Annotated in this window: 28 protein-coding genes; 7 read left to right on the forward strand and 21 right to left on the reverse strand. The window is 62.3% G+C overall.

The features are described from left to right. Window positions 1–2 precede the first annotated feature (2 nt). The 8 genes from era to rpoE form a co-directional block, all read right to left on the reverse strand. Window positions 3–902 carry a GTPase Era gene (gene era / locus AC3WR3_RS12035; RefSeq protein ID WP_139434018.1) on the reverse strand — a complete coding sequence of 300 codons (900 nt, stop codon included), beginning with the start codon at window positions 900–902 and terminating at the stop codon, window positions 3–5. Further along, a complete protein-coding gene (gene rnc, locus AC3WR3_RS12040; RefSeq protein WP_111910479.1) occupies window positions 899–1,570 on the reverse strand; it encodes a ribonuclease III in 672 nt (223 codons plus the stop codon). Before rnc ends, era begins: the two co-directional genes overlap by 4 nt. Further along, complete coding sequence (lepB, locus tag AC3WR3_RS12045; RefSeq protein WP_139434017.1) at window positions 1,571–2,494, reverse strand: signal peptidase I; 924 nt, start codon at window positions 2,492–2,494, stop codon at window positions 1,571–1,573. Window positions 2,495–2,497: 3 nt separating this feature from the next. After that, window positions 2,498–4,291: a translation elongation factor 4 gene (gene lepA, locus AC3WR3_RS12050; protein WP_139434016.1), complete on the reverse strand. Its 1,794-nt coding sequence runs from the start codon at window positions 4,289–4,291 to the stop codon at window positions 2,498–2,500. Between the two features lie 170 nt (window positions 4,292–4,461). After that, complete coding sequence (locus tag AC3WR3_RS12055; RefSeq protein ID WP_342059620.1) at window positions 4,462–4,923, reverse strand: SoxR reducing system RseC family protein; 462 nt, start codon at window positions 4,921–4,923, stop codon at window positions 4,462–4,464. 90 nt (window positions 4,924–5,013) lie between these two features. Continuing rightward, window positions 5,014–5,994, reverse strand: a complete 981-nt coding sequence (locus AC3WR3_RS12060; protein ID WP_492291958.1) for a MucB/RseB C-terminal domain-containing protein — start codon at window positions 5,992–5,994, stop codon at window positions 5,014–5,016. A 21-nt stretch (window positions 5,995–6,015) separates the two neighbouring features. Next, on the reverse strand, window positions 6,016–6,603 hold the full coding sequence (locus AC3WR3_RS12065; RefSeq protein WP_492291959.1) for a sigma-E factor negative regulatory protein: 588 nt from the start codon (window positions 6,601–6,603) through the stop codon (window positions 6,016–6,018). Window positions 6,604–6,626: 23 nt separating this feature from the next. Further along, window positions 6,627–7,208 carry an RNA polymerase sigma factor RpoE gene (rpoE, locus tag AC3WR3_RS12070; RefSeq protein WP_005332791.1) on the reverse strand — a complete coding sequence of 194 codons (582 nt, stop codon included), beginning with the start codon at window positions 7,206–7,208 and terminating at the stop codon, window positions 6,627–6,629. Between the two features lie 181 nt (window positions 7,209–7,389). Between rpoE and nadB the strand changes: the two genes are divergently transcribed. Continuing rightward, a complete protein-coding gene (nadB, locus tag AC3WR3_RS12075; protein ID WP_492291960.1) occupies window positions 7,390–8,997 on the forward strand; it encodes an L-aspartate oxidase in 1,608 nt (535 codons plus the stop codon). A 173-nt stretch (window positions 8,998–9,170) separates the two neighbouring features. On the opposite strand, the gene AC3WR3_RS12080 is transcribed toward nadB, so the two are convergent. Both AC3WR3_RS12080 and AC3WR3_RS12085 read right to left on the reverse strand, forming a co-directional pair. Next, window positions 9,171–9,545: a protein YgfX gene (locus AC3WR3_RS12080; RefSeq protein ID WP_265435192.1), complete on the reverse strand. Its 375-nt coding sequence runs from the start codon at window positions 9,543–9,545 to the stop codon at window positions 9,171–9,173. A gap of 18 nt (window positions 9,546–9,563) precedes the next feature. Continuing rightward, complete coding sequence (locus AC3WR3_RS12085; RefSeq protein WP_492291961.1) at window positions 9,564–9,833, reverse strand: FAD assembly factor SdhE; 270 nt, start codon at window positions 9,831–9,833, stop codon at window positions 9,564–9,566. A gap of 119 nt (window positions 9,834–9,952) precedes the next feature. Between AC3WR3_RS12085 and ygfZ the strand changes: the two genes are divergently transcribed. Beyond that, window positions 9,953–10,858, forward strand: a complete 906-nt coding sequence (ygfZ, locus tag AC3WR3_RS12090; RefSeq protein WP_492292011.1) for a tRNA-modifying protein YgfZ — start codon at window positions 9,953–9,955, stop codon at window positions 10,856–10,858. A gap of 6 nt (window positions 10,859–10,864) precedes the next feature. On the opposite strand, the gene AC3WR3_RS12095 is transcribed toward ygfZ, so the two are convergent. Beyond that, window positions 10,865–11,746 carry a LysR family transcriptional regulator gene (locus tag AC3WR3_RS12095; RefSeq protein WP_319914098.1) on the reverse strand — a complete coding sequence of 294 codons (882 nt, stop codon included), beginning with the start codon at window positions 11,744–11,746 and terminating at the stop codon, window positions 10,865–10,867. 132 nt (window positions 11,747–11,878) lie between these two features. Here AC3WR3_RS12095 and AC3WR3_RS12100 point away from each other — a divergent pair, with 132 nt between their 5' ends. Next, window positions 11,879–12,316, forward strand: a complete 438-nt coding sequence (locus tag AC3WR3_RS12100; RefSeq protein ID WP_139434011.1) for a PACE efflux transporter — start codon at window positions 11,879–11,881, stop codon at window positions 12,314–12,316. Between the two features lie 77 nt (window positions 12,317–12,393). Here the strand turns inward: AC3WR3_RS12100 and AC3WR3_RS12105 are convergent, their stop codons facing one another. Next, window positions 12,394–12,735, reverse strand: a complete 342-nt coding sequence (locus tag AC3WR3_RS12105) for a hypothetical protein (RefSeq protein ID WP_411668914.1) — start codon at window positions 12,733–12,735, stop codon at window positions 12,394–12,396. A 194-nt stretch (window positions 12,736–12,929) separates the two neighbouring features. On the opposite strand from AC3WR3_RS12105, the gene cutA reads away from it, so the two are divergent. The 4 genes from cutA (at window position 12,930) to AC3WR3_RS12125 (ending at window position 16,052) form a co-directional block, all read left to right on the forward strand. Continuing rightward, window positions 12,930–13,247, forward strand: coding sequence for a divalent-cation tolerance protein CutA (cutA, locus tag AC3WR3_RS12110; RefSeq protein WP_139434009.1), 318 nt, complete (start codon window positions 12,930–12,932; stop codon window positions 13,245–13,247). Then, a complete protein-coding gene (locus tag AC3WR3_RS12115) occupies window positions 13,244–15,019 on the forward strand; it encodes a protein-disulfide reductase DsbD (protein WP_492291962.1) in 1,776 nt (591 codons plus the stop codon). The genes cutA and AC3WR3_RS12115 overlap by 4 nt, the downstream gene beginning before the upstream one ends. Next, window positions 15,020–15,553, forward strand: a complete 534-nt coding sequence (locus AC3WR3_RS12120; RefSeq protein ID WP_492291963.1) for a GNAT family N-acetyltransferase — start codon at window positions 15,020–15,022, stop codon at window positions 15,551–15,553. 79 nt (window positions 15,554–15,632) lie between these two features. Next, on the forward strand, window positions 15,633–16,052 hold the full coding sequence (locus AC3WR3_RS12125) for a hypothetical protein (protein ID WP_139434006.1): 420 nt from the start codon (window positions 15,633–15,635) through the stop codon (window positions 16,050–16,052). A 30-nt stretch (window positions 16,053–16,082) separates the two neighbouring features. Here the strand turns inward: AC3WR3_RS12125 and AC3WR3_RS12130 are convergent, their stop codons facing one another. The 9 genes from AC3WR3_RS12130 to AC3WR3_RS12170 all read right to left on the reverse strand — a co-directional run bounded on the left by AC3WR3_RS12130 (window position 16,083) and on the right by AC3WR3_RS12170 (window position 25,937). Continuing rightward, window positions 16,083–17,387: an NAD(P)/FAD-dependent oxidoreductase gene (locus AC3WR3_RS12130; protein WP_492291964.1), complete on the reverse strand. Its 1,305-nt coding sequence runs from the start codon at window positions 17,385–17,387 to the stop codon at window positions 16,083–16,085. Window positions 17,388–17,597: 210 nt separating this feature from the next. Next, the gene (fbaA, locus tag AC3WR3_RS12135; protein WP_005332814.1) at window positions 17,598–18,677 is read right to left on the reverse strand and encodes a class II fructose-bisphosphate aldolase; all 1,080 of its coding nucleotides are present in this window, start codon (window positions 18,675–18,677) and stop codon (window positions 17,598–17,600) included. 116 nt (window positions 18,678–18,793) lie between these two features. Further along, complete coding sequence (locus tag AC3WR3_RS12140) at window positions 18,794–19,957, reverse strand: phosphoglycerate kinase (RefSeq protein WP_202047212.1); 1,164 nt, start codon at window positions 19,955–19,957, stop codon at window positions 18,794–18,796. Window positions 19,958–20,023: 66 nt separating this feature from the next. Next, window positions 20,024–21,034, reverse strand: a complete 1,011-nt coding sequence (gene epd / locus AC3WR3_RS12145; protein WP_139434003.1) for an erythrose-4-phosphate dehydrogenase — start codon at window positions 21,032–21,034, stop codon at window positions 20,024–20,026. A 49-nt stretch (window positions 21,035–21,083) separates the two neighbouring features. Then, on the reverse strand, window positions 21,084–22,013 hold the full coding sequence (locus AC3WR3_RS12150) for an ROK family protein (protein WP_404837150.1): 930 nt from the start codon (window positions 22,011–22,013) through the stop codon (window positions 21,084–21,086). Between the two features lie 186 nt (window positions 22,014–22,199). After that, window positions 22,200–23,267 (reverse strand): uroporphyrinogen decarboxylase, encoded by a 1,068-nt coding sequence (gene hemE / locus AC3WR3_RS12155; protein ID WP_492291965.1) that lies wholly within the window; start codon window positions 23,265–23,267, stop codon window positions 22,200–22,202. A gap of 136 nt (window positions 23,268–23,403) precedes the next feature. After that, complete coding sequence (gene nudC, locus AC3WR3_RS12160) at window positions 23,404–24,186, reverse strand: NAD(+) diphosphatase (RefSeq protein WP_492291966.1); 783 nt, start codon at window positions 24,184–24,186, stop codon at window positions 23,404–23,406. A gap of 170 nt (window positions 24,187–24,356) precedes the next feature. Further along, on the reverse strand, window positions 24,357–24,962 hold the full coding sequence (locus tag AC3WR3_RS12165) for a TIGR04211 family SH3 domain-containing protein (protein WP_139433999.1): 606 nt from the start codon (window positions 24,960–24,962) through the stop codon (window positions 24,357–24,359). Between the two features lie 153 nt (window positions 24,963–25,115). Beyond that, the gene (locus AC3WR3_RS12170; RefSeq protein ID WP_139433998.1) at window positions 25,116–25,937 is read right to left on the reverse strand and encodes a potassium channel family protein; all 822 of its coding nucleotides are present in this window, start codon (window positions 25,935–25,937) and stop codon (window positions 25,116–25,118) included. Window positions 25,938–25,944: the final 7 nt, after the last annotated feature.

The following is a 25,944-nucleotide window of genomic DNA, read 5'->3' on the forward strand; positions in this document are numbered from 1 at the left end:
GCTTAGTCATCGCCGTAACCGAGACTGCGCAGGGCACGCTCGTCATCGGCCCAGCCGGACTTGACCTTGACCCACAGCTCCAGGTGCACCTTGTTCTGGAACAGCCGTTCCATGTCGAGGCGCGCTTCGGTACCTATGGTCTTGATCTTCTCGCCCTTGTTGCCGATGACCATCTTCTTCTGGCCATCGCGCTCCACCAGGATCAGGCCGTGAATGTGGTAGAGGCCGTTCTCTTCCACCTTGAAGCGCTCGATCTCCACCGTCACCGAGTAGGGCAGCTCCTCGCCGGTGAAGCGCATCAGCTTCTCGCGGATGATCTCGGAGGCCATGAAGCGGGACGAACGGTCGGTCACGTAGTCTTCCGGGAAGAAGTGAACGTTCTCCGGCAGCAACGGCTTGGCCCACTCGCGGATCTTCTCCACGTTGGTGCCCTTCTCGGCACTGATGGGCAGAATGTGGGCAAAGTTCATCTGCTGGCCCAGCCACTCCAGGTGGGGCAGCAGATCTTCTTTCTCTTTGACGTTGTCGATCTTGTTGACCGCCAGCACCACGGGACAGTGCAGGTGGCGCAACTTGCCGAGCACCATCTCGTCATCCTTGGTCCAGTGGGTGCCGTCGACCATGAAGACCACCATGGCCACGTCCCCCAGGGAGCTGGTGGCGGCGCGGTTCATCAGGCGGTTGATGGCCCGCTTCTCTTCGATGTGCAGACCCGGGGTATCCACATAGATGGTCTGGTAGTTATCCTCGGTGTCGATCCCCAGGATCCGGTGACGGGTGGTCTGGGGCTTCTTCGAGGTGATGCTGACCTTCTGGCCAAGCAGCTTGTTGAGCAGGGTGGACTTGCCCACGTTGGGGCGGCCCACTATGGCGACAAAGCCGCAATAGGTAGTATCTGTCATGACAGTTTTTCCAGTGCTTGCTGCGCCGCGGCCTGTTCGGCCTTGCGGCGGCTGGTGCCGACCCCGACCAGCGGACCATCCAGGCCATCCACGTCACACTGGACGGTGAACTCCTGGTTGTGGGCTTCGCCCTTGACGTTGGTCACTGTGTAGGTCGGCAGGGATTTGCGGCTTCCCTGCAAAATTTCCTGCAGCCGGGTCTTGGGATCCTTCTGCTCGATGCCGGGCTTGATTTCATCCAGGCGGCTGGCGTACCAGCCGAGCAACAGGGTCCGCACCCGCTCCAGATCGGTATCCAGATAGACGGCGCCGATCACCGCCTCGACAGTGTCGGCCAGGATAGACTCGCGACGGAACCCGCCGCTTTTCAGCTCGCCGGGCCCCAGGATCAGGTGATCCCCGAGGTCAAACTCCCGGCCGAGTTCGGCCAGCGTCTTCTCCCGCACCAGGGTGGCGCGCATCCGGCTGAGGTCCCCTTCCGCCGCTTGCGGGAAGCGGTGGAAGAGGTCATCGGCAATCACCAGACTCAGGATGGAGTCCCCCAGAAATTCCAGTCGCTCGTTGTGACGGGAACCGGCGCTGCGGTGGGTCAGCGCCCGGGTCAGCAGCTCTTGATCCTGAAAGACATGCCCGAGACGGGACTGCAGTCTGTTCATCTTGATATTCATTTACTTGATTCCGCCAATGCGGTTGAAGCGCACACCGGTCGGCACCCAGCCTGGCAAGCTGGATCCTTCCTCGCGCTCAAATTCGAAACTGATCCAGATGGCAACCGCCTTGCCCACCAGGTTCTGCTCGGGCACGAAGCCCCAGAAACGACTGTCGGTACTGTTGTCGCGGTTGTCACCCATCACGAAATAGTGGCCTTCCGGCACCACCCACTCATCCGGGTAGGTGCCGGGCTGGCGATAGTAGCGATCCACCAGGTCCGGCATCAGGGGGTTGCGCAGGGTCTCGTGAGAAACTGTGCCCAACTGTTCGGTGTAGCGATCCAGCGGGATCCCCATCTGGCTGAACTCACCCCGTTGCTCGAACTTGACGTCGAGCTTCTTGAAGCCCGGGCACGTTTTCCCTTCCTGCTCCTCGCACTTGGGCCGGATCATCAGCTCCTTGTTGCGATAGATCACCCGATCGCCGGGCATGCCGACCACCCGCTTGATGTAGTCCACCCGGGTATCCAGCGGATACTTGAACACCACCACGTCGCCACGCTCGGGAGAACCCGTCTCGAGGAACTTGGTGTTGGTCACGGGATCACGCAGGCCGTAAGCGAACTTCTCCACCAGGATGAAGTCGCCCACCAGCAGGGTGGGCATCATGGAACCAGACGGGATCTGGAACGGCTCGAAGATGAAGGAACGCAGGATCAGCACCAGCGCGATGACCGGGAAGACACCGCCGGTCTGCTCGATCCAGACCGGCATGGGGGCCACCTTGGCCAGGGTCTTCTCATCGATGTTCGAGCCGGCGTTGGCACGGGCGGCCGCAATCTTGGCCGCCCGCTGCTTGGACCAGACCAGCTTGTCGACTGTCCAGATGATGCCGGTCAGCAGAGTGACTATGGCCAGGATCAGGGAAAAGGTGCTTGCCATCTATTAATCCTTTCCGACGTGGAGAATGGCGAGGAAGGCCTCTTGCGGCACGTCGACACGGCCCAGGGACTTCATCCGCTTCTTGCCTTCTTTCTGCTTGTTCAGCAGCTTCTTCTTCCGGCTCACGTCACCGCCGTAGCACTTGGCGGTCACGTCCTTGCGCAGGGCCTTGACCGTGCTGCGGGCGATGATCTGGTTGCCGATGGACGCCTGGATGGCGATGTCGAACATCTGGCGCGGGATCAGCTCGCGCATCTTCTCCACCACCTGGCGACCGCGATACTGGGCGTTCTCCTTGTGGGTGATGATGGCCAGGGCATCGACGCGCTCACCGTTGATCATGATGTCCAGACGGACCATGTCGGAGGTTTCGAAGCGCTTGAAGCCGTAATCCAGGGAGGCGTAGCCGCGACTGGTGGATTTGAGGCGGTCGAAGAAATCGAGCACCACTTCCGCCATCGGGATCTCGTAGGTCAGCGCCACCTGCTTGCCGTGATAGACCATGTTGGTCTGCACGCCACGCTTCTCGATACAGAGGGTGATCACGTTGCCCATGTACTCCTGGGGCAACAGGATGTTGCACTCGGCGATGGGTTCGCGCATCTCTTTGATGTTGTTGACCGCAGGCATGGCCGCCGGGCTGTCGATGTGGATGGTCTCGCCGTTGTTCAGCTCGATTTCATACACTACGGTCGGTGCCGTGGTGATGAGATCCAGATCGTATTCCCGCTCCAGACGCTCCTGGATGATCTCCATGTGCAGCATGCCGAGGAAGCCACAACGGAAGCCGAAGCCCAGCGCGGTGGAGCTTTCCGGCTCGAAGAACAGGGAGGCATCGTTCAGGGAGAGCTTGTCGAGGGCGTCACGGAACGACTCGTAGTCATCGCTGGAGATGGGGAACAGACCCGCATAGACCTGCGGCTTCACCTTCTTGAAACCGGCCAGCGCCTTGTCGGCACCGTTCTTGGCCTGCGTCAGGGTATCGCCCACAGGGGCGCCATGGATGTCCTTGATGCCGCAGACGACCCAACCTACCTCGCCACAACCCAGGCCCATGGTGTCCACCTGCTTGGGGGTGAAGATACCAATGCGATCCACGCCCCACACCTGACCGGTGCTCATCACCTTGATCTTGTCGTTCTTCTTGAGGGAACCGTTCTTGATCCGCACCAGGGAGACAACCCCCAGGTAGGAGTCGAACCAGGAGTCGATGATCAGCGCCTGCAGCGGAGCATCCGGATCACCTTCCGGTGCCGGGATGCGGGCCACTATCTCTTCCAGCACCAGATCGACACCCAGGCCGGTCTTGGCGGAGCAGCGCACCGCATCCACCGCGTCTATGCCGACGATGTCCTCGATCTCTTCCGCAACCCGCTCGGGTTCTGCGGCAGGCAGATCGATCTTGTTCAGGATGGGCACCACTTCCAGCTCCATCTCCATGGCGGTGTAGCAGTTGGCCAGAGTCTGTGCCTCAACCCCCTGACCGGCATCCACCACCAGCAGAGCCCCTTCACAGGCAGCCAGGGAGCGAGAAACCTCGTAGGAGAAATCCACGTGGCCCGGGGTGTCGATAAAGTTCAGCTGATAGGTGTTACCGTCTTGTGCCTGGTAGTTCAGGGTCACACTCTGTGCTTTGATGGTAATGCCGCGCTCGCGCTCCAGATCCATGGAGTCAAGCACCTGAGCCTGCATCTCGCGGTCGGACAGGCCGCCACAAGTCTGGATCAAACGGTCCGACAGGGTCGATTTACCGTGGTCGATGTGCGCAATAATCGAAAAGTTACGAATGTGTTTCATCGAGCAAGAATCACTCAAAATTAAGTTAGGGTCGGATATGAGGGCAGGATTTTACTGGATAACCCGGTCGACGGCCAATCTTTAGTCGGCGGGCACCAGAAATAGCGCCTTGTCTGGCGGGCCCTCGGCACCAAAACGGCGGCGACGGAGCCAGAAAAGGGTGGCGCCGCTCAGGAGAGGTGGCGGGTATTGAGTACCACACCGAGCATGCGGGGACCATATTCCCCTTGCTCGAGCCGGGCAGAAAAGTAACGAACCAGTAAAAATCCGATGGTGCCGCCGAGCAGGCAACTGAGGATGGTGACGCCCTCCCCCGCCGACAGCAGCGGCGCCAGCCAGAGCTGACCCAGCAGGGCACCGAGCAGCAGGCAGAACAGCGGCAGCACATAGACCAGGGCCGCGCCGCGCAGGATGCTCGCCTGGGGAATGCCGAGCCTGATCTGCTGACCGACCATGACCTCGCCGGTCAGTGCCACCCGCAGGCGCTGCGACTTCAGGGGAAAGGCCTTGGCGACGGTGCCGGTACCGCAGTTTGACTGCTGATGGCAGCCGCTGCAGGCGGAGCGCCGTTCGCACTCCACCCAGGCAAAAGCCCCCTCGACGGCCACCACGGTTGCCAGCTCTTCGCTCATGTTACTCACAGGATGACTCCAGACGAACGGCTATGGATTTACCCGATCTCAGCACGCTCGTCCCGGTTCGGCAAGTGGCAGCATGCCGCCTCACTGAACCGCCTCGTTGCGAGCCAGCGGCTGCACCGACTCGGCGATGCGCTTGGCCGTCTCGGTGGGGACTTCCCCGACCACGGTGATCTCCACCCCGACCTCGTTGACGAAGCTCACCAGCGAGGTGGCCCCCTGGCGGATCAACTGCTGGCGCACCGCCTGCTTGGGATCGACCCGGGAGACGTAGACGGAGAGATCCACCACGCCGTCCGACAGCATCATGTAGTCCACCGGCAGGCTGGTGCTGACCAGTTGGTGCCTGTCCTGAGAGAGCACCTTGAATCCACCCGGCAGCCAGGTCAGGTGCCAGTTCAGGGTCTGCTGGGGGGCGGGATAGGCGTCTTCCAATGCCAGCGCATCGGGCAGCTTGCTGCGGGCCAGGGTGACAAGCCAGGGCGCGGGCGCCGGCTGCCTGTCCAGATCCACCCCAAGCACCTGCTCGACCAGGTTGCCCTCCTTGTCCACCATGTCCACCCGCAGCAGCAGATGACTCTGCTCGTCGACCCAGAGCACAAAACCGTACTTGTCAGCCTCCTTGGGCACCAGTCTCACGACCTGGGCCACCAGGCCGGCCACCCGGCTGCGACCGGCCAGCACGGGATCATAGCTCTCCAGCACCCGGGGCAGCGGCATCTTCACCAGGCTCGACCAGACGCCCGGGAAACGCGCCCCCTTGAGGGTGTAGGGTTCGTGGGTGTTTTCGAAGAAGGTGTATTCATTCTGGCGTTGCAGATACTCCACCGTCTTGCCGTCGAGATAACTCAGATGAGCGACCTCCTTGCCATCGATCACCCCGTGGCTGAAGCGAATGGGCTCGAGGCGTCCCTGACGGGCCTTGACCATGGACAACTCAAAATTTTGTTGCGAAACGGCACTCTGCATCTGCTGCAACAAGGCCTCGGCCGACAGATCGTCGGCCGAGGCCTTGGCACAAATCAGCAGGAGAGAGGCCAGCAGAATGAGGCTGGACTGGCGCACGGTCTGATCCCTAAAGATGCGTTATTCCTGAATCTGCTTGTCTTGCAGCAGACGCTGTTGCAATTGATGGTCTCGCAGGAAGGCGTTGATACGCTCGCGCTGCTCCTGCATCTGTTGCTCGTTCAAGCCTTGCTGGCGAGGAGTGGCACGGTTGCCCTCCTGGGGGTAGTGCACGCTCACTGGCGTCGCACTGCCACCGACCGGTATGGTGTTGAGCACAGGGTTGGCCGGCATGCCGTCGTTGCCCTGATACTGCTGCACCCCGAAGATGACGGCGGCAGCCACGGAGGCAGCAATGGCATACTGCCCCATTTGCTGACCAAAGCGACGGATCAGAGGTATCACCTTGCCAGCCGGTTTCAGCTGGGGGGCAACGGGTTGCACCGGCTTGGGCGCCAGTATGACGGGTTCGTCTTCCAGTGCCAGCATGATGCTGTCACTGAGATCCAGTTGCAGATTGACCGGCAGGTCTCCCCGCATGGCATCACCGATCAGATGGTAACGAGCCCAGGTATCTTGCAGAGCGGGATCCGTTCCCAGCTCGTTCAGAACCTCCATGTCGCTGAGGTCACCATCCATCAGGGCTGAAAGTTGCTCTTTATTTGCCATAAGTTTGCCTGTCTTTCCCCAGTTTAATTCTCGATCAGAGGTTGCAGCTTTTTATCGATTGCTTCCCTCGCCCGAAAGATACGGGATCTCACCGTACCCACAGGGCAATCCATGATCTCCGCAATCTCTTCGTAGCTCAGCCCTTCCATTTCACGAAGGGTGATCGCTGTTCTCAAGTCTTCTGGCAAGGCTTCTATGGCGGCAAACACAGTGCGCTTGATCTCGTCGGTCAGCGCCAGGTTTTCCGGGGTGGCCACTTCTTGCAGGGCTTCACCACCACCATAATATTCAGCCTCGTCCGCTTCGACATCACTGCTGGGCGGTCTGCGCCCCTGTGAGGTCAGGTAATTTTTGGCCGTGTTGACGGCGATCCGATACAACCAGGTGTAAAACGCGCTCTCGCCACGGAATGTCGGCAACGCACGGTAAGCCTTGATAAAGGCCTCCTGCGCCACATCCGGCACATCGCCCGGATTGTTGACATACCTAGCCACCAGGTTGACCACCTTATGCTGGTATTTTCTTACCAACAGGTTGAATGCATTTTTATCGCCACGCTGGACCCGTTCAACCAGCTGTTCGTCCAGTAGATTCTGGTCGCTCATCAGAGCCGTAAAACCCCCATCAGGTTATCGTTCTTCTTTTCCGGCCCCTTCTAAGCGCACAAGTTCAGACAGGAGGAATCAGAGAAAGTTCGCTTGCATTGAAAAAAATGTGATGCGAGCTGCATCACAACCCCCCTTGGGCTACCATGGGGCCAGTTCTTAATCCAGGCCAATGATACTTATGAAAGCAAGTGTTGAATACCTTTGCGACGTACTGATCATTGGCAGCGGTGCCGCCGGTCTGTCCCTCGCGTTGCGATTGGCAGACCAGGCCAAAGTCCTGGTTCTGAGCAAGGGGCCCATCAGTGAGGGGGCCACTCTCTATGCGCAAGGAGGCATCGCTGCCGTGTTCGACGAGACCGACAGCATCGAATCCCATGTGAGCGACACGCTCAACGCCGGCGCCGGGTTGTGTGACCCGGCCGTGGTGGAGTTCACCGCCCGCAACGCCCGCGACTCCATCCAGTGGCTGATCCAGCAGGGCGTGCCCTTCGATCAGGAAGAGGATGCCGAGGGGGAATCCCACTATCACCTGACCCGGGAAGGGGGCCACAGCCATCGCCGCATCTTCCACGCGGCGGACGCCACCGGCAAGGCAGTGCAGCTCACCCTGATCGATCAGGTCCGCGCCCACCCCAACATCCAGCTGATGGAGCGCTTCAACGCGGTCGACCTCATCACCACTCGCAAGCTGGACCTGCCGGGCAACAGGGTGCTCGGCGCCTATGTCTGGAACCGCAACGTCGAGCAGGTCGAGGTGATCCGCGCCCGTTTCGTGGCACTGGCCACCGGCGGCGCCTCCAAGGTGTACCAATACACCTCCAACCCGGACGTGAGCTCGGGGGACGGCATCGCCATGGCGTGGCGCGCCGGCTGCCGGGTGGCGAACCTGGAGTTCAACCAGTTCCACCCCACCAGCCTGTTCCACCCCGATGATCCCAACTTCCTGCTGACCGAAGCCCTGCGCGGGGAAGGGGCCTATCTGCGCCGTCCCGACGGCAGCCGCTTTATGCCGGACTTCGACGAGCGGGCCGAACTGGCGCCGCGGGACATAGTCGCCCGCGCCATCGACCACGAGATGAAGCGGCTCGGCGCCGACTGCATGTATCTGGATATCAGCCACAAGCCGGCGGATTTCATCATCAAGCACTTCCCGACCATCCACGAGCGCTGCCTTGCGGTCGGCATCGACATCACCAAGGAGGCCATGCCCATAGTACCGGCGGCCCACTACACCTGTGGCGGCGTGATGATAGACAACAACGGCCAGACCGACATCCCGGGTCTCTACGCCATCGGCGAGGTGACCTACACCGGGCTGCACGGTGCCAACCGCATGGCGTCCAACTCCCTGCTCGAATGCGTGGTCTACGCCCATCAGGCGGGGGCCGACATCCTGGCCAAGCTGCCCACCAGCGTGGAGCCGCCGAGCCTGCCCGCCTGGGACGAGAGCCAGGTGGATGACTCGGACGAGCAGGTGGTGATCCAGCACAACTGGCACGAGCTGCGGCTGATGATGTGGGATTACGTGGGGATAGTGCGCACCAACAAGCGCCTGGCCCGCGCCAAGCGCCGCATCGACCTGCTCAAGCAGGAGGTGCAGGAGTACTATGCGAACTTCCGGGTCTCCAACAACCTGCTGGAGCTGCGCAACCTGTTGCAGGTGGCCGAGCTCATCGTCAACTGTGCCCTGGAGCGCAAGGAGTCCCGCGGACTGCACTATAACCTCGACTACCCGGACATGCAGCCGAATCCCAAGCCGACGGTACTGACGCCGGATCGGGAGTGATCCGGCACAAGCCAGAGGCGTGTTGCGGACTGCACTGCCTGCACCCGGACGACCCGGACAGGCAGCCGAATCCCAAGCCGACTGTGCTGACGCCGGAACGGGAGTAAACAACCCACCGCAGTCCATCAGATGACCCCGCTTCGGCGGGGTCATTTATTGGGGGCAAGATGGGGTCAGCGAGGAACGGCGAGGTGAATGGCGCGGGCCAGGGCGCGGTAGTGCTCGGGTGCCAGGGCGTCGGAGAAGAGCCAGAGGTGGCACTCGGCGCCCTCTTCTGCCACCAGCCTCAGCCAGAGTACCCCGGGCAGGATGCGGCTGCGGTCATCCAGGCGATGGCGCCGGCCCTGCCACTCCAGCCACTCCCCATCCCAGAGCAGCGCCTGGCGCCCTTGCGTGACGGGGCGCCAGGCCAGCCAGAGCCCCAGCAACCAGCAGGGGAGAAACAGCCCCCATTGCCAGCCCTGGATCAGGCTGGCGGTGGGCCATAACAACAGCCCAAACAGGGCAAGCAGCAGCAGGCGCTGCCGCCGGGAGGGAATGACGGGCATCAGGACCCGCATCGGGGCTCAGCTCAGGCGATCATGACGGGCCTGATTGCGCTCCAGGATCAGGGGGATCATGGCGGCGAAATCGGGGTCGCCCGGCACACCGTGGCCCATGCTCCAGCGGAACAGCTCGGGATCCTCGCACTCCAGCAGACGGATGAAGGTCTGCTGCTCGGCCTCGCTCAGGGAGTCGAACTCGTGCTCGAAAAAGGGCATAAAGATCACATCCAGCTCGAGCATGCCGCGACGGCAGGCCCACTTCAGGCGGGACTTTTCAATTGGGCTCAACATGGAACTCTCCTTACAAAGACCCGGGGATGGTAGCAGCTGGATTTTCCGGCTGACAAACATTCCTTACGTCTTTACCATGCAGGTCACATACTTTCTGTCTCTGGAATACCATCGTGAGCCTGCCGACCCCAGTTCTTCCTGCCGAGCCAACCCTGTTTTCCCTGACCGATCTGGCCATCACCCGCCTCACCGGCAATGATCGCGTGAAATATCTGCAAGGCCAGGTCACCTGTGACGTCAACGCCCTGCAACCGGGTCAGAGCACCCTCGGCGGCCATTGCGATCCCAAGGGCAAGCTGTGGAGCGATTTTCGCCTGCTCTGCCTCGATGAGAGCCTGCTGCTGCTGACCAAGCCGTCGGTGCTGGCGCGCCAGCTGCCCGAACTCAAGAAGTTTGCGGTGTTCGCCAAGGTGGAGATCGGCGAGTTCCAGGGCCAGGCGGTCGGCCTGGCCGGTCAGGGCACGGATGCCTGGATCGCGGCGCAATACGGCCTTCAGGAAACCGGCCTTGTCGAGGGCGGCATGGCGGTCAAGGTGGAAGCCGATCGCTGGCTGCTGGCAAGCGAGTCGCCACTGACACTGGATCTGCCTGCTGGCAACGAAGCGCTCTGGTGGGGTCTGGACATCAAGGCAGGCATCCCGCACCTGGAGGCGGTCCATCAGGGTGAGTACATTCCCCAGATGCTGAACCTGCAGGCCCTGGACGGTATCAGCTTCACCAAGGGCTGCTACATGGGGCAGGAGATAGTGGCCCGAGCCAAGTATCGCGGCGCCAACAACCGCGCCCTCTTCGTGCTGGCCGGGCAGGCCAGTGGCCCCGTGGCCAGCGGCGATACCCTGGAGATCCAGCTCGGTGACAACTGGCGGCGCAGCGGCATGGTGCTGAACGCCTGGCAGCAGGATGGCCAGGTGTGGCTCACCGCCGTGCTGCCCAAGGACACCGAGGCCGATGCCAGCTTCCGCCTCAAGCAGGAGGAAGGCTCCCGCCTCGCCCTGCAACCCCTGCCCTACTCCCTGACCGACTAAGGTCCGCTAACGAGGCACCCGCGCCAACAGGGCCTCCTTCAACCAGCGCCCCGCCTGCCCGAGCGGGCGGGCGCGATACCACTGCAACTCCAGCTCCAGCTCGGCCTGGGGAAGGAAATCCGGCTTGAGTACCACCAGCTCCCCCCGCGCCAGCGGCCGGTGCAGCAGAAACTCGGGTACCGCAGACCACCCCAGCCCCAGCTTGACCAGCTCCAGGATCCCGAGATCCCCCTCGACCCACCACACCTGGGACGAGAGGCGGAAGCGATGGCGCTCCGTGCCCTCCCGCCGTCCCGTCACCATCAGCTGGCGGGCCCCTTGCAAGTCGCTCTCGTGCAGCGGCGTCTTGTGGGCCAGGGGGTGATCCGGAGAGACCACCAGGGGCATGGCGACACTCCCCAGGGAGCGGGAGACCAGCTCCCGCTCCGGGTGCGCCTTCTGGTAGCTGATGCCGAGCTGGGCCCGCCCGCTCTTGAGCAGCTCGGTCACATCCTCCATCAGCGGGAACAGCAGCTCCAGCTCCACCGTCGGATAGCGGCCGGCGAACTCCTCCAGCAGGGCACCGAGCCAGGGCAGGTGGGAGTCATCGTCGATGGCCAGGGTGAGGCGCGACTCTATGCCGCTGGCCAGCTCCCCGGCAATGGCCTGCAGCCGCTCGCTCTGGGCCAGCAGCACCCCCGCCTCCTGGCTGATGCGGGCCCCCGCCTCGGTCAGCACGGGGTAGCGGCCGCTGCGATCAAACAGCTCGAGACCGAGATCTATCTCCAGGTTGGCGATGGCGGTGCTCACCACCGACTGCGCCTTGCCCAGGCTGCGCGCCGCCGCCGAGAAAGATCCCGTCTCGGCGGCCGCCAGCAACGCCTTGAATTGTTCCAGTGAAGGGGTCATTCGCCTGCTCCTGCCCTGATTATTGCACCCAGATCCATCTATTTTAGCGATAGATACCAACGTGAACCTATCGAAAAATAGCGATAAATTGGCCGCCATACCCACCCGGAAAGAGAAACAGAGAGACAGACCATGCGTAATACCCGTGATCGCCTGCGCCACGCCATCGGCTTCGAATTGATTGGCCTGCTGATCGCCGCCCCCCTGGCAAGCTGGGTCACCGGCGTCGGTCTCAACCACATGGGCCCCCTGGCCCTGTTTTTCTCGGTGGTCGCCACCGTCTGGAACTATGTCTACAACATCGGGGTGGACAGGCTGCTGCTGCGCCTGCAGGGCCATACCCACAAGAGCCTGTGGCAACGGGTGCTGCATACCTTGGGTTTCGAGGGGGGCTTGCTGATCGTCGCCCTGCCGGTGATGTCCTGGTGGCTCGACATCGGCTTGCTGGAGGCGCTGGTGCTGGATCTGGGCTTCGTGCTGTTCTACCTGGTCTATGCCTTCGTCTACAACTGGAGCTATGACAAGGTGTTCCCCATCCCGGGCCAGGGGGCGCGGCCGGTCACGGGGTGACAAGAGAAGGGATAAAACGAGGCACCATCATGCGACTGGCATGATGGTGCTGATCTGGATCCTCGAGGGGCAAGTATTCAGGCTTGCGCCTTCACCTCGTCGGCAGGGGCCTCGGTCTGGGCCGTTTCCTGGTTCAGCATGGCCTCGAGGTCGCTCTGATACTGGTTCAGCATGCGCTGGGCCGCGACCATGTCCCCCTTGTGCAGACGCTCGAACAGATGGTGTTGCACCACGCCATTGAGGTACTCCACCGTGATGGGTTGCTCCAGGGCAGACAGCAACTCCTCTTTTTCCAGCTCCGCATTGATTTCATCGACACTGGTACGCAGCAGACCGGCCAGTTGCACCAACATGCGGCGCTCGCCTTCACGCAACAGGCTCAACATGCGGTTTCTCTGCTGCTCATTCTGTTGGGTCATACATTTCCTTACGTAGAGTGGGAACAAGCCCGCTCATTCTGCCCTGTCCTTTTCACAGCGTCTATCTCGGGCGCATCACTAATTGAGCGTCCCGCCAGCGGGGCGCGGGCCGGGTGCTATTTGCCCCTTTGCCCGGTATAGTAACCGTTGTTCCAGAGGGCCTTTGCGCCCCCGCTGACGAGACCGCCGACCCCATGACCGACGCCATTCTGGTGCTCTGCACCTGCCCTGATGAAGCCAGTGCCGACCTCATCTGCGAGCAACTGCTCGACCAGCGCCTCGCCGCCTGCATCAATCAGCTGCCAGGGCTCACCTCCGTCTATCGCTGGCAGGGGAAGACTGAACGGGCACGGGAGATCCAGCTCATCATCAAATCCCGCCAGCCGCTCTTTGCCGAGCTCGAGCGGTGCATCCTGGCTCACCACCCCTACCAGGTGCCGGAGATCCTGGCGATCCCCGCCAGCCAGGGTCATCAAGCCTACCTCGACTGGTTGACACAGGAGACCTCATGACTCTGCGACCCCTGCTTTTCCCCCTGCTGCTCCTGCTGAGCCTGATCGCGGCCCCCGCCCAGGCCAGCAGTCAGGATCTGCTCGGCAGCCTCGGCATCCAGGCCAGTGCCCAGCCGAAGTTTCTGAAAGTCGACGAGGCCTTCGTCCTCGAGAGCGAGCAGCAGGGAAACAAGCTGCTGCTGACCCTGCGCCTCGCCGACGGTTACTACCTCTATCGCCACAGCATCAGCGTCAAGGGGGACAACCTCGCCTTCGAGCCCCCAGTGCTGCCCGCAGGCACCGAGCATGAGGATGACTTCTTCGGCAAGACCCGGGTCTTCTATCAGGAGCTGCAGATCCCCGTCACCCTGACCCAGGTGGGGGACGCCGCCAGCCTCAGGATAAGCTATCAGGGTTGCACCGACGGCCTCTGCTATCCCCCCACCGACAAGCGGATCCCGGTGCAGCCCCTCGCGGCCACCGGCGACGCCGGGCAGACAGGCTCCGCTGACGCCATCGAGGCGCCGGCCAGCAGCCAGCAGGACAGACTGGCGGCGGCCCTCGGCAGCCAGGGCTTCTGGCTCAGCATCGCCGCCTTCTTTGCGCTGGGGCTGGGGCTTGCCTTCACCCCCTGCGTCTTCCCCATGTACCCCATTTTGACCGGCATCATCGCCGGTGCCGGTCAGCACCTATCCACCCGCCGCGCCTTCCTGCTCTCCTTCGTCTATGTGCAGGGGATGGCGGTCACCTACACCCTGCTCGGGCTGGTGGTCGCCTCGGCGGGGCTGAAGTTCCAAGCGGCGCTGCAGCACCCCTATGTGCTGATCGGCCTCTCGGTGATGTTCGTGCTGCTGGCGCTCTCCATGTTCGGGCTCTACAGCCTGCAACTGCCGAGCAGCCTGCAAACCCGGCTCTCCGGCCTCTCCAACCGCCAGCAGGGCGGCTCCGTTGTCGGGGTCACCATCATGGGGATGATCTCCGGCCTGGTCTGCTCCCCCTGCACCACGGCGCCGCTCTCCGGCGCGCTTATCTATGTGGCCCAGAGCGGCGATCTCTGGCTCGGTGGTGCGGCCCTCTATGCCCTGTCGCTCGGCATGGGGCTGCCGCTGCTGCTGCTCGGCACCTCGGGGGGCAAGTTGCTGCCCAAGGCGGGCGCCTGGATGGATGTGATCAAGCAACTGTTTGGTTTTGCGTTGCTGGCGGTGCCCATCCTGCTGCTGTCACGGCTCTTGAGCGACCAGGTCGCCACCCTGCTCTGGCTCGGCTGGGGGCTGGTGCTGTGCGGCTATCTCTATCACCACAACCAGCATCGCCCCCACTCGGTGGGCAAGAGTCTCGGCGGCTTCGTGCTGCTGCTGGCGATGATGGGCCTGGTGGTGATGGGCAAGGATCTGCTGCTGCCCGAGCCTGGCGTCAAGGCCAGTACCGAAACCCAGGCTCCCCGGTTTGTCCGCATCAAGACCCTGGATGACCTCAAGACCCGGCTCGAGGCCGCCCGCGGCAAGCCGGTGCTGCTGGACCTCTACGCCGACTGGTGCGTGGCCTGCAAGGAGTTCGAGCACAAGACCTTCAGCGATCCCGAGGTGCGGGCGCGCTTCGCCGACATGGTGCTGCTGCAGGCGGACGTCACCGCCAACGACGATGCCGATGTGGATCTGCTCAACGGCCTGAACGTGCTGGGGCTGCCGACCCTGATCTTCTTCGATCGCGATGGCAACGAGGTGAGCGGCCAGCGGGTGACCGGCTTTATGGGACCCGCCGAGTTCCTCGGCCAGCTGGACAAGCTGCGCTAGATGGAGCTGCGACGCCTGTCATCGGCTCACTCGAGCCACATAGCGTGGCTGGAGGAGGTCGTGCTGGCGGCGCCTGCCTACAGTTGGCTGACGGAAGGCAAGGCACCCAACCCTGCGGATGCCCTGGAGATACTCAGGGCCTGCCCGCCGGGCATAGGAGAGTATGACAAGTTTGTGCTGGCCATCCTGGAGGGAGAGGTGCTGATTGGCTGCATCGATCTGGTCCACGGTTATCCGGATGAGCAGACGGCCTATCTTGGCCTGCTGCTTTTGAAGGAGTGCTGGCAGCGACGGGGGATGGGTAGCGAGCTGGTCGCACAAGTCATGGGGATGGCGGCTGGCTGGGGTTGCACCACCCTGCGACTCGGGGTCATCGAGACCAACGTCCCCGCCCTGCATTTCTGGTCGAAACACGGCTTTAAGCAGGTGGATCGCAAGCAGATAGCCGGGTTCACCGGCGATACCCTGGTCATGACCCGTGCCGTCTGCCACCCAGATGGGCCCAATCCTGCCAACTCGGCCACTGCGCGCTGATTTTTCTGGCCATCCCTTGTATATGGCAGGCGCCATGGCAGAATTTGCCCTTTCCCGTCTCGCATCGTCCGGAGTTTTGATGAAAAAGTGGTTCATCCCCCTGCTGGCCTGCTGGCTCTATGGCTGCAACTCAGGTCCAGGTGAAGAGGCGATCCAGAGCCAGGTCACCGCCAGGCTGCAGGCCGAAACCGACGCCAACTTGTTCGAGATCAGCGACTTCGCCGTGCTCGGCAAGGAGGAGCGGATGGAGGGGGTCTACCTGGTCAGGGTGAGCTACCGGCTCCACTTCAAGCAGGGGCTGGATCAGCTGCAGGTGCTGCACGACGAGGATCTGGTCTATGACAGGGTCGGCCCCTTCCAGCAGGAGATGGCCCTGATGGAGCTGGAGCGCAAATACGGCGAGTTCGAGGCAGGCCAGGCGCTGGCGCAGGAGAGCCAGGTCTGGATGATGAAGACGGAGCAGGGCTGGCAACTGGCAGAACCGGCGCAGCAGGGATAAGCACCCTCCTCCCTGCCGCCAGCCCTCCCCCTAGAGCAGATCCTTCATTCTGTGCCACAGCATCCCGAGCGCCAGCAAGGGGGAGCGCAGGGCGGGCCCGCCGGGGAAGGTCATGTGGGGCACGCGACTGAAGAGATCGAAGCCCCGGCTCTCCCCCCTGATCGCCTCGGCCACCAGCTTGGCAGCCATGTGAGTGGCATTGAGGCCGTGTCCCGAGTAAGCCTGGGCATAGAACACATTGGGGTGCTCCTTGAGGCGCCCGATCTGCGGCAGCCGGTTGGCGCCTATGCCTATCATGCCCCCCCACTGAAACTCGATGGCGGTGCCCGCGAGCTCCGGGAAGACCCGCAGCAGCTTGGGCAGCATAAACGCCTTGATGTCCCTGGGATCGCGCCCCGAGTAGTTGCAAGCCCCGCCAAACAGCAGGCGACCGTCCGCCGACAGCCGGTAGTAGTCGAGCGCCACATTCTGATCGCACACCGCCATGTTTTGCGGCAGCAGCCGCTGGCGCAGCCGTTTCTCCAGCACCTGGGTGGCGAGGATATAGGAGCCCGCCGGCAGCACCTTGCCCCCGAGCTCGGGATTGAGTTCGTTGAGGTAGGCGTTGCAGCCGATCACCAGGTAGCTGGCGCGGCAACGGCCGTGGGCCGTGGTCACCTCGACCCGATCGCCGTAGTCGATGTGGGTCACCCTGGAGTGCTCGAACAGGGCGACGCCCAGGCTGGCCGCCACACGCGCCTCGCCGAGGGCCAGGTTGAGGGGATGCAGGTGGCCTGAGCCCATGTCGATCATGCCGCCGATATAGCGATCCGACCCCACCACCGACTTGATCTCGCTTTTGGGCACCAGCCTGACCTCGTGCCGGTAGCCCAGGCTCGCCAAGTGCTCGGCATCCTCCTCAAATCCCTTGAGGTGGCGCGCCTTGGTGGCGAGATCGCAGTAGCCCCAGGTCAGGTCGCAGTCGATGTTGAACCGCGCGACCCGCTCGCGCACCAGTTGCACCGCCTCCAGCCCCATCAGGTCCAGCTCCCGTACCCCTTGCTCGCCTATCCAGCGGGCAAACTGGCTGGTGTCGTGGCCTATGCCGCGAATGAGCTGGCCGCCGTTGCGGCCGGAGGCGCCCCAGCCGATGCGGTTGGCCTCAAGCAAGACCACCTTGTAACCGGCCTCGGCCAGGTTGATGGCGGTGTTGAGGCCGGTGAAGCCGCCGCCTATGATGCAGACGTCGGCATCCAGCTCACCGCTGAGCTCGGGCCACTGACGATGGTCGTTGCGGGTGGCCGCGTAATAGGAGGCCACGTGCTCCTGGTGTCCGTTGTGTCTTCCTGTCTGCATGCTCAGCATCCTGCCTTGGTTGCACTTGTTTACTAAATTAAACGGAGTGTCATCGATAATACCCAGCCCAGGGTCGCCAATCCAGCCTGTCAGGATCACAGAAATGCAAAAGGTGTCCCGAAGGACACCTTTTGAGAGGCCAGCCGAGGGCCCAAAATGAAAGAGGCGCCCCAGAGGGCGCCTCTTCAGCAATCAAGATACGGTAACGAATTACAGTACGTTGATGGCGTTCAGGTCGGAGAAGGCTTTCTCCAGACGGGCGATCATGGAAGTCTGACCGGCACGCAGCCATACGCGCGGATCGTAGAACTTCTTGTTCGGCTTGTCGGCGCCTTCCGGGTTGCCCAGCTGGCCTTGCAGGTAGGCTTCGTTGGTCTTGTAGAAGTTCAACAGACCTTCCCAGGTAGCCCACTGGGTGTCGGTGTCGATGTTCATCTTCACGACGCCGTAGGAGATGGATTCGCGGATCTCTTCCAGGGTGGAACCTGAGCCACCGTGGAACACGAAGTCCAGGGACTTGGCAGGCAGACCGAACTTCTCGGAAACGTATTTCTGGGAAGCGTCCAGGATGGACGGGGTCAGCTTGACGTTACCCGGCTTGTAAACACCGTGCACGTTGCCGAAGGAGGCAGCGATGGTGAAACGCGGGCTGATCTTGGACAGACGCTCGTAGGCGTAAGCCACGTCTTCCGGCTGGGTGTACAGGGCGGACTGATCCATGTGGCTATTGTCCACACCGTCTTCTTCGCCACCGGTGCAACCCAGTTCCAGCTCCAGAGTCATGTTCATCTTGGCCATGCGGGTCAGGTACTCGCAGCAGATGTCGATGTTCTCTTCCAGAGACTCTTCGGACAGATCCAGCATGTGGGAGGAGAACAGCGGCTTGCCGGTCTCGGCGAAGTGCTTCTCGCCCGCTTCCAGCAGACCGTCGATCCACGGCAGCAGCTTCTTGGCGGCGTGGTCGGTGTGCAGGATGACAGGTACACCGTAAGCTTCGGCAACGGCGTGCACGTGCTTGGCACCGGAGATGGCACCGATGATGGCAGCCTGCTGGCCTTCCAGTTTCAGACCCTTGCCGGCGGTGAACACGGCACCACCGTTGGAGAACTGAACGATGACCGGGGCTTTGACCTTGGCGGCAGCTTCCAGCACGGCGTTGACGGAGTCGGTACCCACGCAGTTCACGGCAGGCAGAGCGAAGCCGTTCTCTTTAGCGATGGCGAACACTTTCTGAACGTCATCACCAGTGATCACGCCGGGTTTTACGAAGTCGAAAATTTTCTTAGACATGTTTAATCGTCCTGTTCTCGTATGCCGTTAATAAAAAATGGGGGGTTCATCATGAACCGGCACAGCGGCCACATGATAAACGAAACGGGAGGCTTTTGCCCCCCGTCCCGGGTCAATTAGGCTTTGGCGCGTTCTTCAAGAATCGCGACAGCCGGCAGTACCTTGCCTTCTACGAACTCCAGGAAGGCGCCGCCGCCGGTGGAGATGTAGGAGACCTTGTCGGCGATGCCGAACTTGTCGATGGCGGCCAGGGTGTCACCACCGCCAGCGATGGAGAAGGCCGGGGAAGCGGCGATGGCTTCGGCGATCACCTTGGTGCCTTCGGCGAACTGGTCGAACTCGAACACGCCGACCGGGCCGTTCCACAGTATGGTCTTGGCGTTCATGATGATGTCGGCCAGGGCCTTGGCAGAGTCAGGGCCGATGTCGAAGATCATGTCGCCGTCGGTCACATCGCTAACGGACTTGATGGTGGCCGGGGTGGACTCGGAGAACTCGGCACCGACAACCACGTCAGTGGTCACCGGAATGTTGGTCTCGGCAGCCAGCTTCTTGGCGGTGTCGATCAGGTCGTGCTCGCACAGGGACTTGCCGACGTTGTGACCGGCAGCGGCGATGAAGGTGTTGGCGATGCCACCACCGACAACCAGCTGGTCAGCGATCTTGGAGAGGGATTCCAGCACGGTCAGCTTGGTGGAGACCTTGGAGCCGCCAACGATGGCAACCATGGGGCGCTCGGGCTTCAGCATGGCCTTGCCCAGGGCGTCCAGTTCACCGGCCAGCAGGGGGCCAGCACAGGCAACAGGAGCGAACTGGGCCACACCGTAGGTGGACCCTTCGGCGCGGTGAGCAGTACCGAATGCATCCATTACAAAGACGTCACACAGGGCGGCGTATTTTTTGGCCAGCTCTTCGGTGTTCTTCTTCTCGCCTTTGTTGAAACGGCAGTTTTCCAGCACAACCAGCTCACCGGCGGCGACGTCTACGCCATCCAGGTAATCCTTGGCCAGGCGGACCGGGCAGGACAGAGCGTCTTTCAGATAGTTGACTACCGGGGCCAGGGAGAATTCTTCGTTGTATTCACCCTCGGTCGGACGACCCAGGTGGGAGGTGATCATCAGCTTGGCGCCCTTTTCCAGAGCCAGCTTGATGGTCGGCAGCGTCGCCACGATACGTGCATCGGAAGTGACCTTGCCGTCTTTTACCGGCACGTTCAGGTCAGCACGGATCAGAACGCGTTTACCCGCCAGATCCAGGTCGGTCATCTTGATAACAGACATATTCAGTCCTCTATATATTTTCAGGTAATGTTAAAAAAACAGTAACCTTGCGCCCGGTGCAGACTCTCAGCCTGCGGCCATCATGGCCCGGGTGGTATCCAGCATGCGGTTGGCGAAGCCCCATTCGTTATCGCACCACATCAACATCTTGACGAGGTTGGCATCGCTCACCCGAGTCTGGGTACCATCAATGATGCAGGAGTGTGCATCATGATTAAAGTCTACGGAGACCAGCGGCTCTTCCGTGTAGTCCAGGATACCCTGTAATGTACCTCTGGATGCCCGTTGCAGGGCTTGATTTACGTCACTAACTGTCACTTTTTTACGAACAGTAATGCTCAGATCCATGGCGGTGACGTTGATGGTCGGCACCCGCACCGCGATCGCCTCGAACTTGCCGGCGAAGTGAGGGAGGATTCGCTCCAACCCCTTTGCCAGCTTGGTATCCACCGGGATGATGGACTGGCTGGCGGCCCGGGTTCGACGCAAGTCGCTGTGATAGGCATCGATGACTTGCTGATCGTGCATGGCCGAATGAATTGTCGTAATAGTACCACAATTTATCTCGAATTCTCGATGCAATGTTTCGATGACGGGCACCACGCAGTTGGTGGTACAGGAGGCATTGGAGACGATCCGCTCCCTTCCCGTCAGCACCTGATGGTTGACTCCGTAGACTATGGTGGCATCCACGTCCGCATCCGCCGGATGGGAGAAGAGCACCTTGCCCGCCCCCGCCCCCAGATGCAGCTCGGCATCGGCCCGGGAGCCAAATACCCCGGTGCAGTCCAGCACCACATCCACCCCCAGCGCCCGCCAGGGCAGCCTGGCCGGATCCCGCTCGGCAAACAGGGCGATGAGATCTTCCCCCACCAGCATGCTGTTGCCCGCGAGCTGCACCGGGTAGCCGAAGCGACCGTGGCTGGTGTCGAAGCGGGTGAGGTGCACCATGGCCTCGGGGGCCGCCAGTTCGTTGATGGCGACTATCTTAAGCTGGTTATCGCGGCCGCTCTCGTAGAGGGCCCGCAACACGTTGCGACCGATGCGCCCGTATCCGTTGATGGCAATCTTGATCATGAAAAATCTGTGTCCTTACCTGCGACAAAGTGACGGGTCCCTGACTGGTTCACGACAGCAGGGCCTCCTGGAAGACGCCCCTGGCCAGCAGCGCGGCCCCGAACACACCGGCACTGTCTCCCAGGGCCGGGGCAATGAGGGGGGTGGCGAAGCGGGGGTTGAACAGAAATGGCAGCACAGTCTGCCGACCGACGCTGTAGAGGCTCTGCACGTTGCCCACCCCGCCGCCGATGACGATGACGTCCGGATCCAGGATGTTGACCACGTTGGCCAGGGCCTGGCCGAACAGCAGGTGCAACCGGTCCATGGTGAGCTTGGCGACGTGGTCGTGAGCCGTCGCCGCCGCTATCTGGGCCAGTGACAGATGACGCCTGGCCTTGGCCTCATACCAGGCCTCCAGCGCCGGGCCGCTGATGAAGGTCTCGACGCAGCCGCGCTTGCCGCAGTAGCACTCGGGGCCGTCGGGAGAGAGCACGTTGTGGCCCCACTCCCCGGCGATGCCGTGATGGCCGTTGAGGATCTGGCCGTTGATGACGATGCCGGAGCCCACCCCTGTGCCCATGATGATGCCGAACACTACCTTGGCATCGGGATGGTGCTGGCGCACCGCCCCCAGATGGGTTTCCGCCAGGGCGAAGCAGTTGGCGTCGTTGGCGATCAGCACAGGAATGCCGAGCCTGCGCTCCAGATCTTCCTTGAACGGCTTGCCGTTGAGCTCGGTGGTGTTGCAGTTCTTCATCAGCCCGGTCTGGGGATCCCGCGCCCCTGGGGTGCCCATGCCGAGGATGGCGGGACGCTGGCCGAGCCGCTCGGCGCACTCGTCCACCAGTTTGGCGATCTGGCCTATCATGTGCTCGTAACCGCCACGGCGCTCGGTGGGGATGCGATGGCGCAGCAGCACCTCGTCACCCTCGAGTACCACGCACTCGCACTTGGTTCCGCCAAGATCGATTCCCCAGTCCCATGCACTCTTGCCCATCCTGCCTCCTGCCATGTTCGACGACGCCCTCACCGGGTCGTCAGGAGGCGCACTCGCCATCCTGTCCGCGACCCTGTTCAGTGGTGGTGCAGTGTAACCCGAGCGGTGACCAGGATGCAGCCCCCGCGAGGCCGGGCAGCAAAACGGGGCCCGCAGGCCCCGTTCTCATTGTGCTGTCTGCCGCGCTCAGCGGCCGTGGTACTGGGCCGACAGCTCGTGCACCGCGTTCACAAACACCCCGGCGTGCTCCGGGTCCACATCCTGATGGATGCCGTGACCCAGGTTGAAGACGTGGCCGTTGCCGCTGCCAAAGCCCGCCAGTATGGTGGCGACCTCTTCGCGGATGCGCCCAGGCGCGGCGTAGAGCATGGAGGGATCCATGTTGCCCTGCAGCGCCACCTTGTCGCCGACCCGGCGCTTGGCGTCGGCTATATCCGTGGTCCAATCCAGGCCAATGGCGTCGCAGCCGGTGGCGGCGATCTGCTCCAGCCACTGGCCGCCGTTCTTGGTGAACAGGGTCACCGGCACACGGCGCCCCTCATTCTCACGGATCAGGCCATCGACGATCTTGTGCATGTACTGCAGGGAGAAGTCGCGGTAATCGCGGGGGGTCAGCACACCGCCCCAGGTGTCGAACACCATGACGGACTGGGCACCTGCCTTGATCTGGGCGTTGAGATAGGCGATCACGCTGTCCGCCAGCTTGTCCAGCAGCAGGTGCAGGGTCTGCGGCTCTGCATACATCATCTGCTTGATCTTGGTGAACGCCTTGGAGCTGCCTCCCTCCACCATGTAGGTGGCCAGGGTCCAGGGGCTGCCGGAGAAGCCGATGAGCGGCACTTCGCCCTTGAGCTCGCGGCGTATGGTGCGCACCGCATTCATCACGTAGCCGAGCTCGTCTTCCGGATCCGGGATGGGCAGCGCCTGCACGTCCGCCATGGACTTGATGGGGCGCTCGAAGCGCGGCCCTTCCCCGTGCTCGAAGTAGAGGCCAAGCCCCATGGCGTCAGGTACGGTCAGGATGTCGGAGAAGAGGATGGCGGCATCGAGGGGATAGCGGCGCAGGGGCTGCAGGGTGACTTCACAGGCCAGCTCGGCGTTGCGGCACAGGGACATGAAGTCCCCCGCGACGGCGCGGGTCGCCTTGTATTCCGGCAGGTAGCGGCCAGCCTGACGCATCATCCACACCGGGGTCATGTCCACATCCTGGCGCAGCAGGGCACGCAGGTATCGATCGTTCTTCAGCTCTTTCATCCCAGTTCCTGAGTTCATATCCAGCATAAAATGGCGGATATGATACCACTTTGTGCAAGGCTAAGGGCGGCACAAACGCGCCGCAGGGTCGCCGGAGTGCAAAGATGTGAGGGGGCGCAAACCAGGGCCCCGCTTTTCAGGGCCTCTCTGCTGCGAGGCTCTGCTCGATCAGCCGCCGCGCTATGGTGCCGTGGGGGGGCAAGCGTGGCAGCCGGTCCGCCTCGAAGAAACCGGCGGCCACCAGCTCGTCGTCCTGCACCTTGATCTCGCCGCTCTGGTAGTCGGCGGTGAAGCCCATCATCAGGCTGTGGGGGAAGGGCCAGGGCTGGCTCGCCACATAGCGCACATTGCACACCCGGATGCCGCTCTCCTCGAACACCTCCCGCGCCACGCACTGCTCCAGGTTCTCCCCCGCCTCCACGAAGCCCGCCAGCACGGTATACATGGGATCCTCCGCCTGATAGTGACGGCGATGGGCCGCCAGCAGGATTGCCGGGCCCTTGCGCACCGCCACTATGATGCAGGGGGAGATGCGCGGGTAGACGACGTGGCCATGCCGGCACACCTGTGCCCACTCCCCCGCCTTGGGGGTCATGGGGGCGCCACATTCGCCGCAGAAGCGATGGGTGCGGCGGAAGGTGGCGAGCTGCCAGGCGCGTCCAGCGAGGCGAAAACCCTCTTCGTCCCCCGCGACCATCAGCTGGCGCAGCCCCGCCAGAGAGGCGATCTCGGCATCCGGTCCCAGATCCAGCAGCAGGCAGGGCAGTCCGTCCCACTCGTCGAAAGCCTCGAAATGGGCGGCGTGCAGATGGGCGGGCAGGCTGGCCTTGGGGCCCTGGGGGATCTGCCCCCGTTCATCCAGCAGGACGAGGTGATCGCCCCCCAGCACGAACCAGCGGGCCTGTTCGGTTGATGACATATGTTGAAGGCTCTTGTTGAGAAGGGTGCGCAGGGCACGGGATAGTTCGGCTCATCTTACGGCCGCAGAGGCCCCCTGGCGACCCCCGACCGGGTCAAGATCCCGCCCCGGTGTGCGCCCATGAAAAAAGGTCGCCATGGCGACCTTTCTCGTTGCGACCGCCAGGGCGATCAATTCATCCAGCGCTCGCTGCTCTTGCGGCGACGGGGCAGCATGGGAAGCAGTATGCCGAGCAGTATGCCCCCCAGCACCATGGCACCACCGCGGATGAACCAGTCCATCTGCATGTCGTGCTCCTGGTTGTCATAGCTCTGGGTCAGGGCGTCGTTCTGCTCCTTGAGGCTGCTCATCTCTGTGCTCTGGCTGGCGAGCTGGGCCTTCAGGCTGGCGATCTCCTTGCTTTGCTCGGTGATCTGGCCATCCTTCTCGGCGAAACGACGCTCGTTGTCGCCATTGAGGTTCAGCAGACGGGCCTTGGCCTCATCCAGCTCTTTCTGAACCTGGGGCAGACGCTCGCGCAGGCTGATCTCCCCCTGCAGTTCGCTGTTCTTGATCCAGCCTTCACGACCACGGCCGTCCACCACCTGGGTGAAACCGGCGTCGTTGTTCACCGCCTTGACCTCCAGCGGTTCACCGGCCTTGACGCTGCCGAGGATCCGGTACTGGGTGCCAGGACCGTTGTGGATATAGGTAAAGATGTTGTCTGAGACATAACGGGTATCGGCCAGTACCTGTTGGGCACACAAGCAGATCAAGATCCCGAGAAGGGCGCGCATGGTCGATCGATTCTCTTCGTTGAATTAGGTTGCAGGCCGAATGTTAAGCCGCCAGCGGGTCAAAGGACAAGCAAAGAAAAGCGGCGCCCCCCTGACTGAGAGGCGCCTCACGGCTTCCCCCGTTTGCCACGCGACCATTCCAGACGCCGCAGGCTACTTCTGTTGCAGTGCCTTCACCTCGGCGCGCAGGGCCCTCAGCTCCTGCAGCAGTTGCGCCTGCTGCTCGCTCTGCTGGCGCCGCCACAGGGTGGTGTCGTCGTTGGTCTTGCCGGGATGGACGAACAGGCTGGCCATGAAACCGCTGAGGGCACCGAACAGACCCACACCGAACAGGATGAGCAGGCTGGCGACGAAGCGCCCCTCCTCCGTCCTGGGCACCAGATCCCCGTAGCCCACGGTAGAGAGTGTGACGAGCGTCCACCAGAAGGCATCGTAGGGGGTCTGGATCAGGCTCCCTGGCTGACCCGTCTCCAGCCAGTACATGACGCCGGAGCCCACCCCCAGCAGCAGGAAGAAGAGGAACAGAATGCCGGAGAGGGTTGTCTCGTTGCGCTCCCGGCGAAACATGCCAAGCAGGTCCGGCCTGTCTCGCAGCAGCTGATAGACCCGCCACAGCTGGATGAGCCGCGCCCAGCGCAGCTGCTCCACCATGGGCAGGCTGCCCGGCAGATAGAACCAGTTAGCCTTGAAGAAGGCCATGCGATCCGGGGCCCTCACCCAGCCGTAGGCGAAGTGGGCGAGGAAGAAATAGCAGATCAGGCTGTCGACGTCATAGAAGAGTTGCAGGGTCTGCGGGCTCCACTCGCGGTGACCCCACCAGCGGGCACAGACCAGGCAAACGGAGATCACCGACAGAAACGCCATCAGCAGATCCATGGCGCGCAGGTGAGTTAAGTGATGTCGCATACAATTTCCTACTTTAGGCACGGTGCGAATTAATAAAAAGGAAGATAATGCCGATAGTCCTGAGGACAAAGGAAAA

Source organism: Aeromonas sp. EU05-FHT14A05, from assembly GCF_058791175.1.

Coding starts and splice junctions, on each gene's coding strand:
- era (WP_139434018.1), bottom strand. CDS start 902: ATGACAGATACTACCTATTGCGGCTTTGTCGCCATAGTGGGCCGCCCC.
- rnc (WP_111910479.1), bottom strand. CDS start 1,570: ATGAATATCAAGATGAACAGACTGCAGTCCCGTCTCGGGCATGTCTTT.
- lepB (WP_139434017.1), bottom strand. CDS start 2,494: ATGGCAAGCACCTTTTCCCTGATCCTGGCCATAGTCACTCTGCTGACC.
- lepA (WP_139434016.1), bottom strand. CDS start 4,291: ATGAAACACATTCGTAACTTTTCGATTATTGCGCACATCGACCACGGT.
- AC3WR3_RS12055 (WP_342059620.1), bottom strand. CDS start 4,923: ATGAGCGAAGAGCTGGCAACCGTGGTGGCCGTCGAGGGGGCTTTTGCC.
- AC3WR3_RS12065 (WP_492291959.1), bottom strand. CDS start 6,603: ATGGCAAATAAAGAGCAACTTTCAGCCCTGATGGATGGTGACCTCAGC.
- rpoE (WP_005332791.1), bottom strand. CDS start 7,208: ATGAGCGACCAGAATCTACTGGACGAACAGCTGGTTGAACGGGTCCAG.
- nadB (WP_492291960.1), top strand. CDS start 7,390: ATGAAAGCAAGTGTTGAATACCTTTGCGACGTACTGATCATTGGCAGC.
- AC3WR3_RS12080 (WP_265435192.1), bottom strand. CDS start 9,545: ATGCCCGTCATTCCCTCCCGGCGGCAGCGCCTGCTGCTGCTTGCCCTG.
- AC3WR3_RS12085 (WP_492291961.1), bottom strand. CDS start 9,833: ATGTTGAGCCCAATTGAAAAGTCCCGCCTGAAGTGGGCCTGCCGTCGC.
- AC3WR3_RS12095 (WP_319914098.1), bottom strand. CDS start 11,746: ATGACCCCTTCACTGGAACAATTCAAGGCGTTGCTGGCGGCCGCCGAG.
- AC3WR3_RS12100 (WP_139434011.1), top strand. CDS start 11,879: ATGCGTAATACCCGTGATCGCCTGCGCCACGCCATCGGCTTCGAATTG.
- AC3WR3_RS12105 (WP_411668914.1), bottom strand. CDS start 12,735: ATGACCCAACAGAATGAGCAGCAGAGAAACCGCATGTTGAGCCTGTTG.
- cutA (WP_139434009.1), top strand. CDS start 12,930: ATGACCGACGCCATTCTGGTGCTCTGCACCTGCCCTGATGAAGCCAGT.
- AC3WR3_RS12115 (WP_492291962.1), top strand. CDS start 13,244: ATGACTCTGCGACCCCTGCTTTTCCCCCTGCTGCTCCTGCTGAGCCTG.
- AC3WR3_RS12120 (WP_492291963.1), top strand. CDS start 15,020: ATGGAGCTGCGACGCCTGTCATCGGCTCACTCGAGCCACATAGCGTGG.
- AC3WR3_RS12125 (WP_139434006.1), top strand. CDS start 15,633: ATGAAAAAGTGGTTCATCCCCCTGCTGGCCTGCTGGCTCTATGGCTGC.
- AC3WR3_RS12130 (WP_492291964.1), bottom strand. CDS start 17,387: ATGCAGACAGGAAGACACAACGGACACCAGGAGCACGTGGCCTCCTAT.
- fbaA (WP_005332814.1), bottom strand. CDS start 18,677: ATGTCTAAGAAAATTTTCGACTTCGTAAAACCCGGCGTGATCACTGGT.
- AC3WR3_RS12140 (WP_202047212.1), bottom strand. CDS start 19,957: ATGTCTGTTATCAAGATGACCGACCTGGATCTGGCGGGTAAACGCGTT.
- epd (WP_139434003.1), bottom strand. CDS start 21,034: ATGATCAAGATTGCCATCAACGGATACGGGCGCATCGGTCGCAACGTG.
- AC3WR3_RS12150 (WP_404837150.1), bottom strand. CDS start 22,013: ATGGGCAAGAGTGCATGGGACTGGGGAATCGATCTTGGCGGAACCAAG.
- hemE (WP_492291965.1), bottom strand. CDS start 23,267: ATGAAAGAGCTGAAGAACGATCGATACCTGCGTGCCCTGCTGCGCCAG.
- nudC (WP_492291966.1), bottom strand. CDS start 24,186: ATGTCATCAACCGAACAGGCCCGCTGGTTCGTGCTGGGGGGCGATCAC.
- AC3WR3_RS12165 (WP_139433999.1), bottom strand. CDS start 24,962: ATGCGCGCCCTTCTCGGGATCTTGATCTGCTTGTGTGCCCAACAGGTA.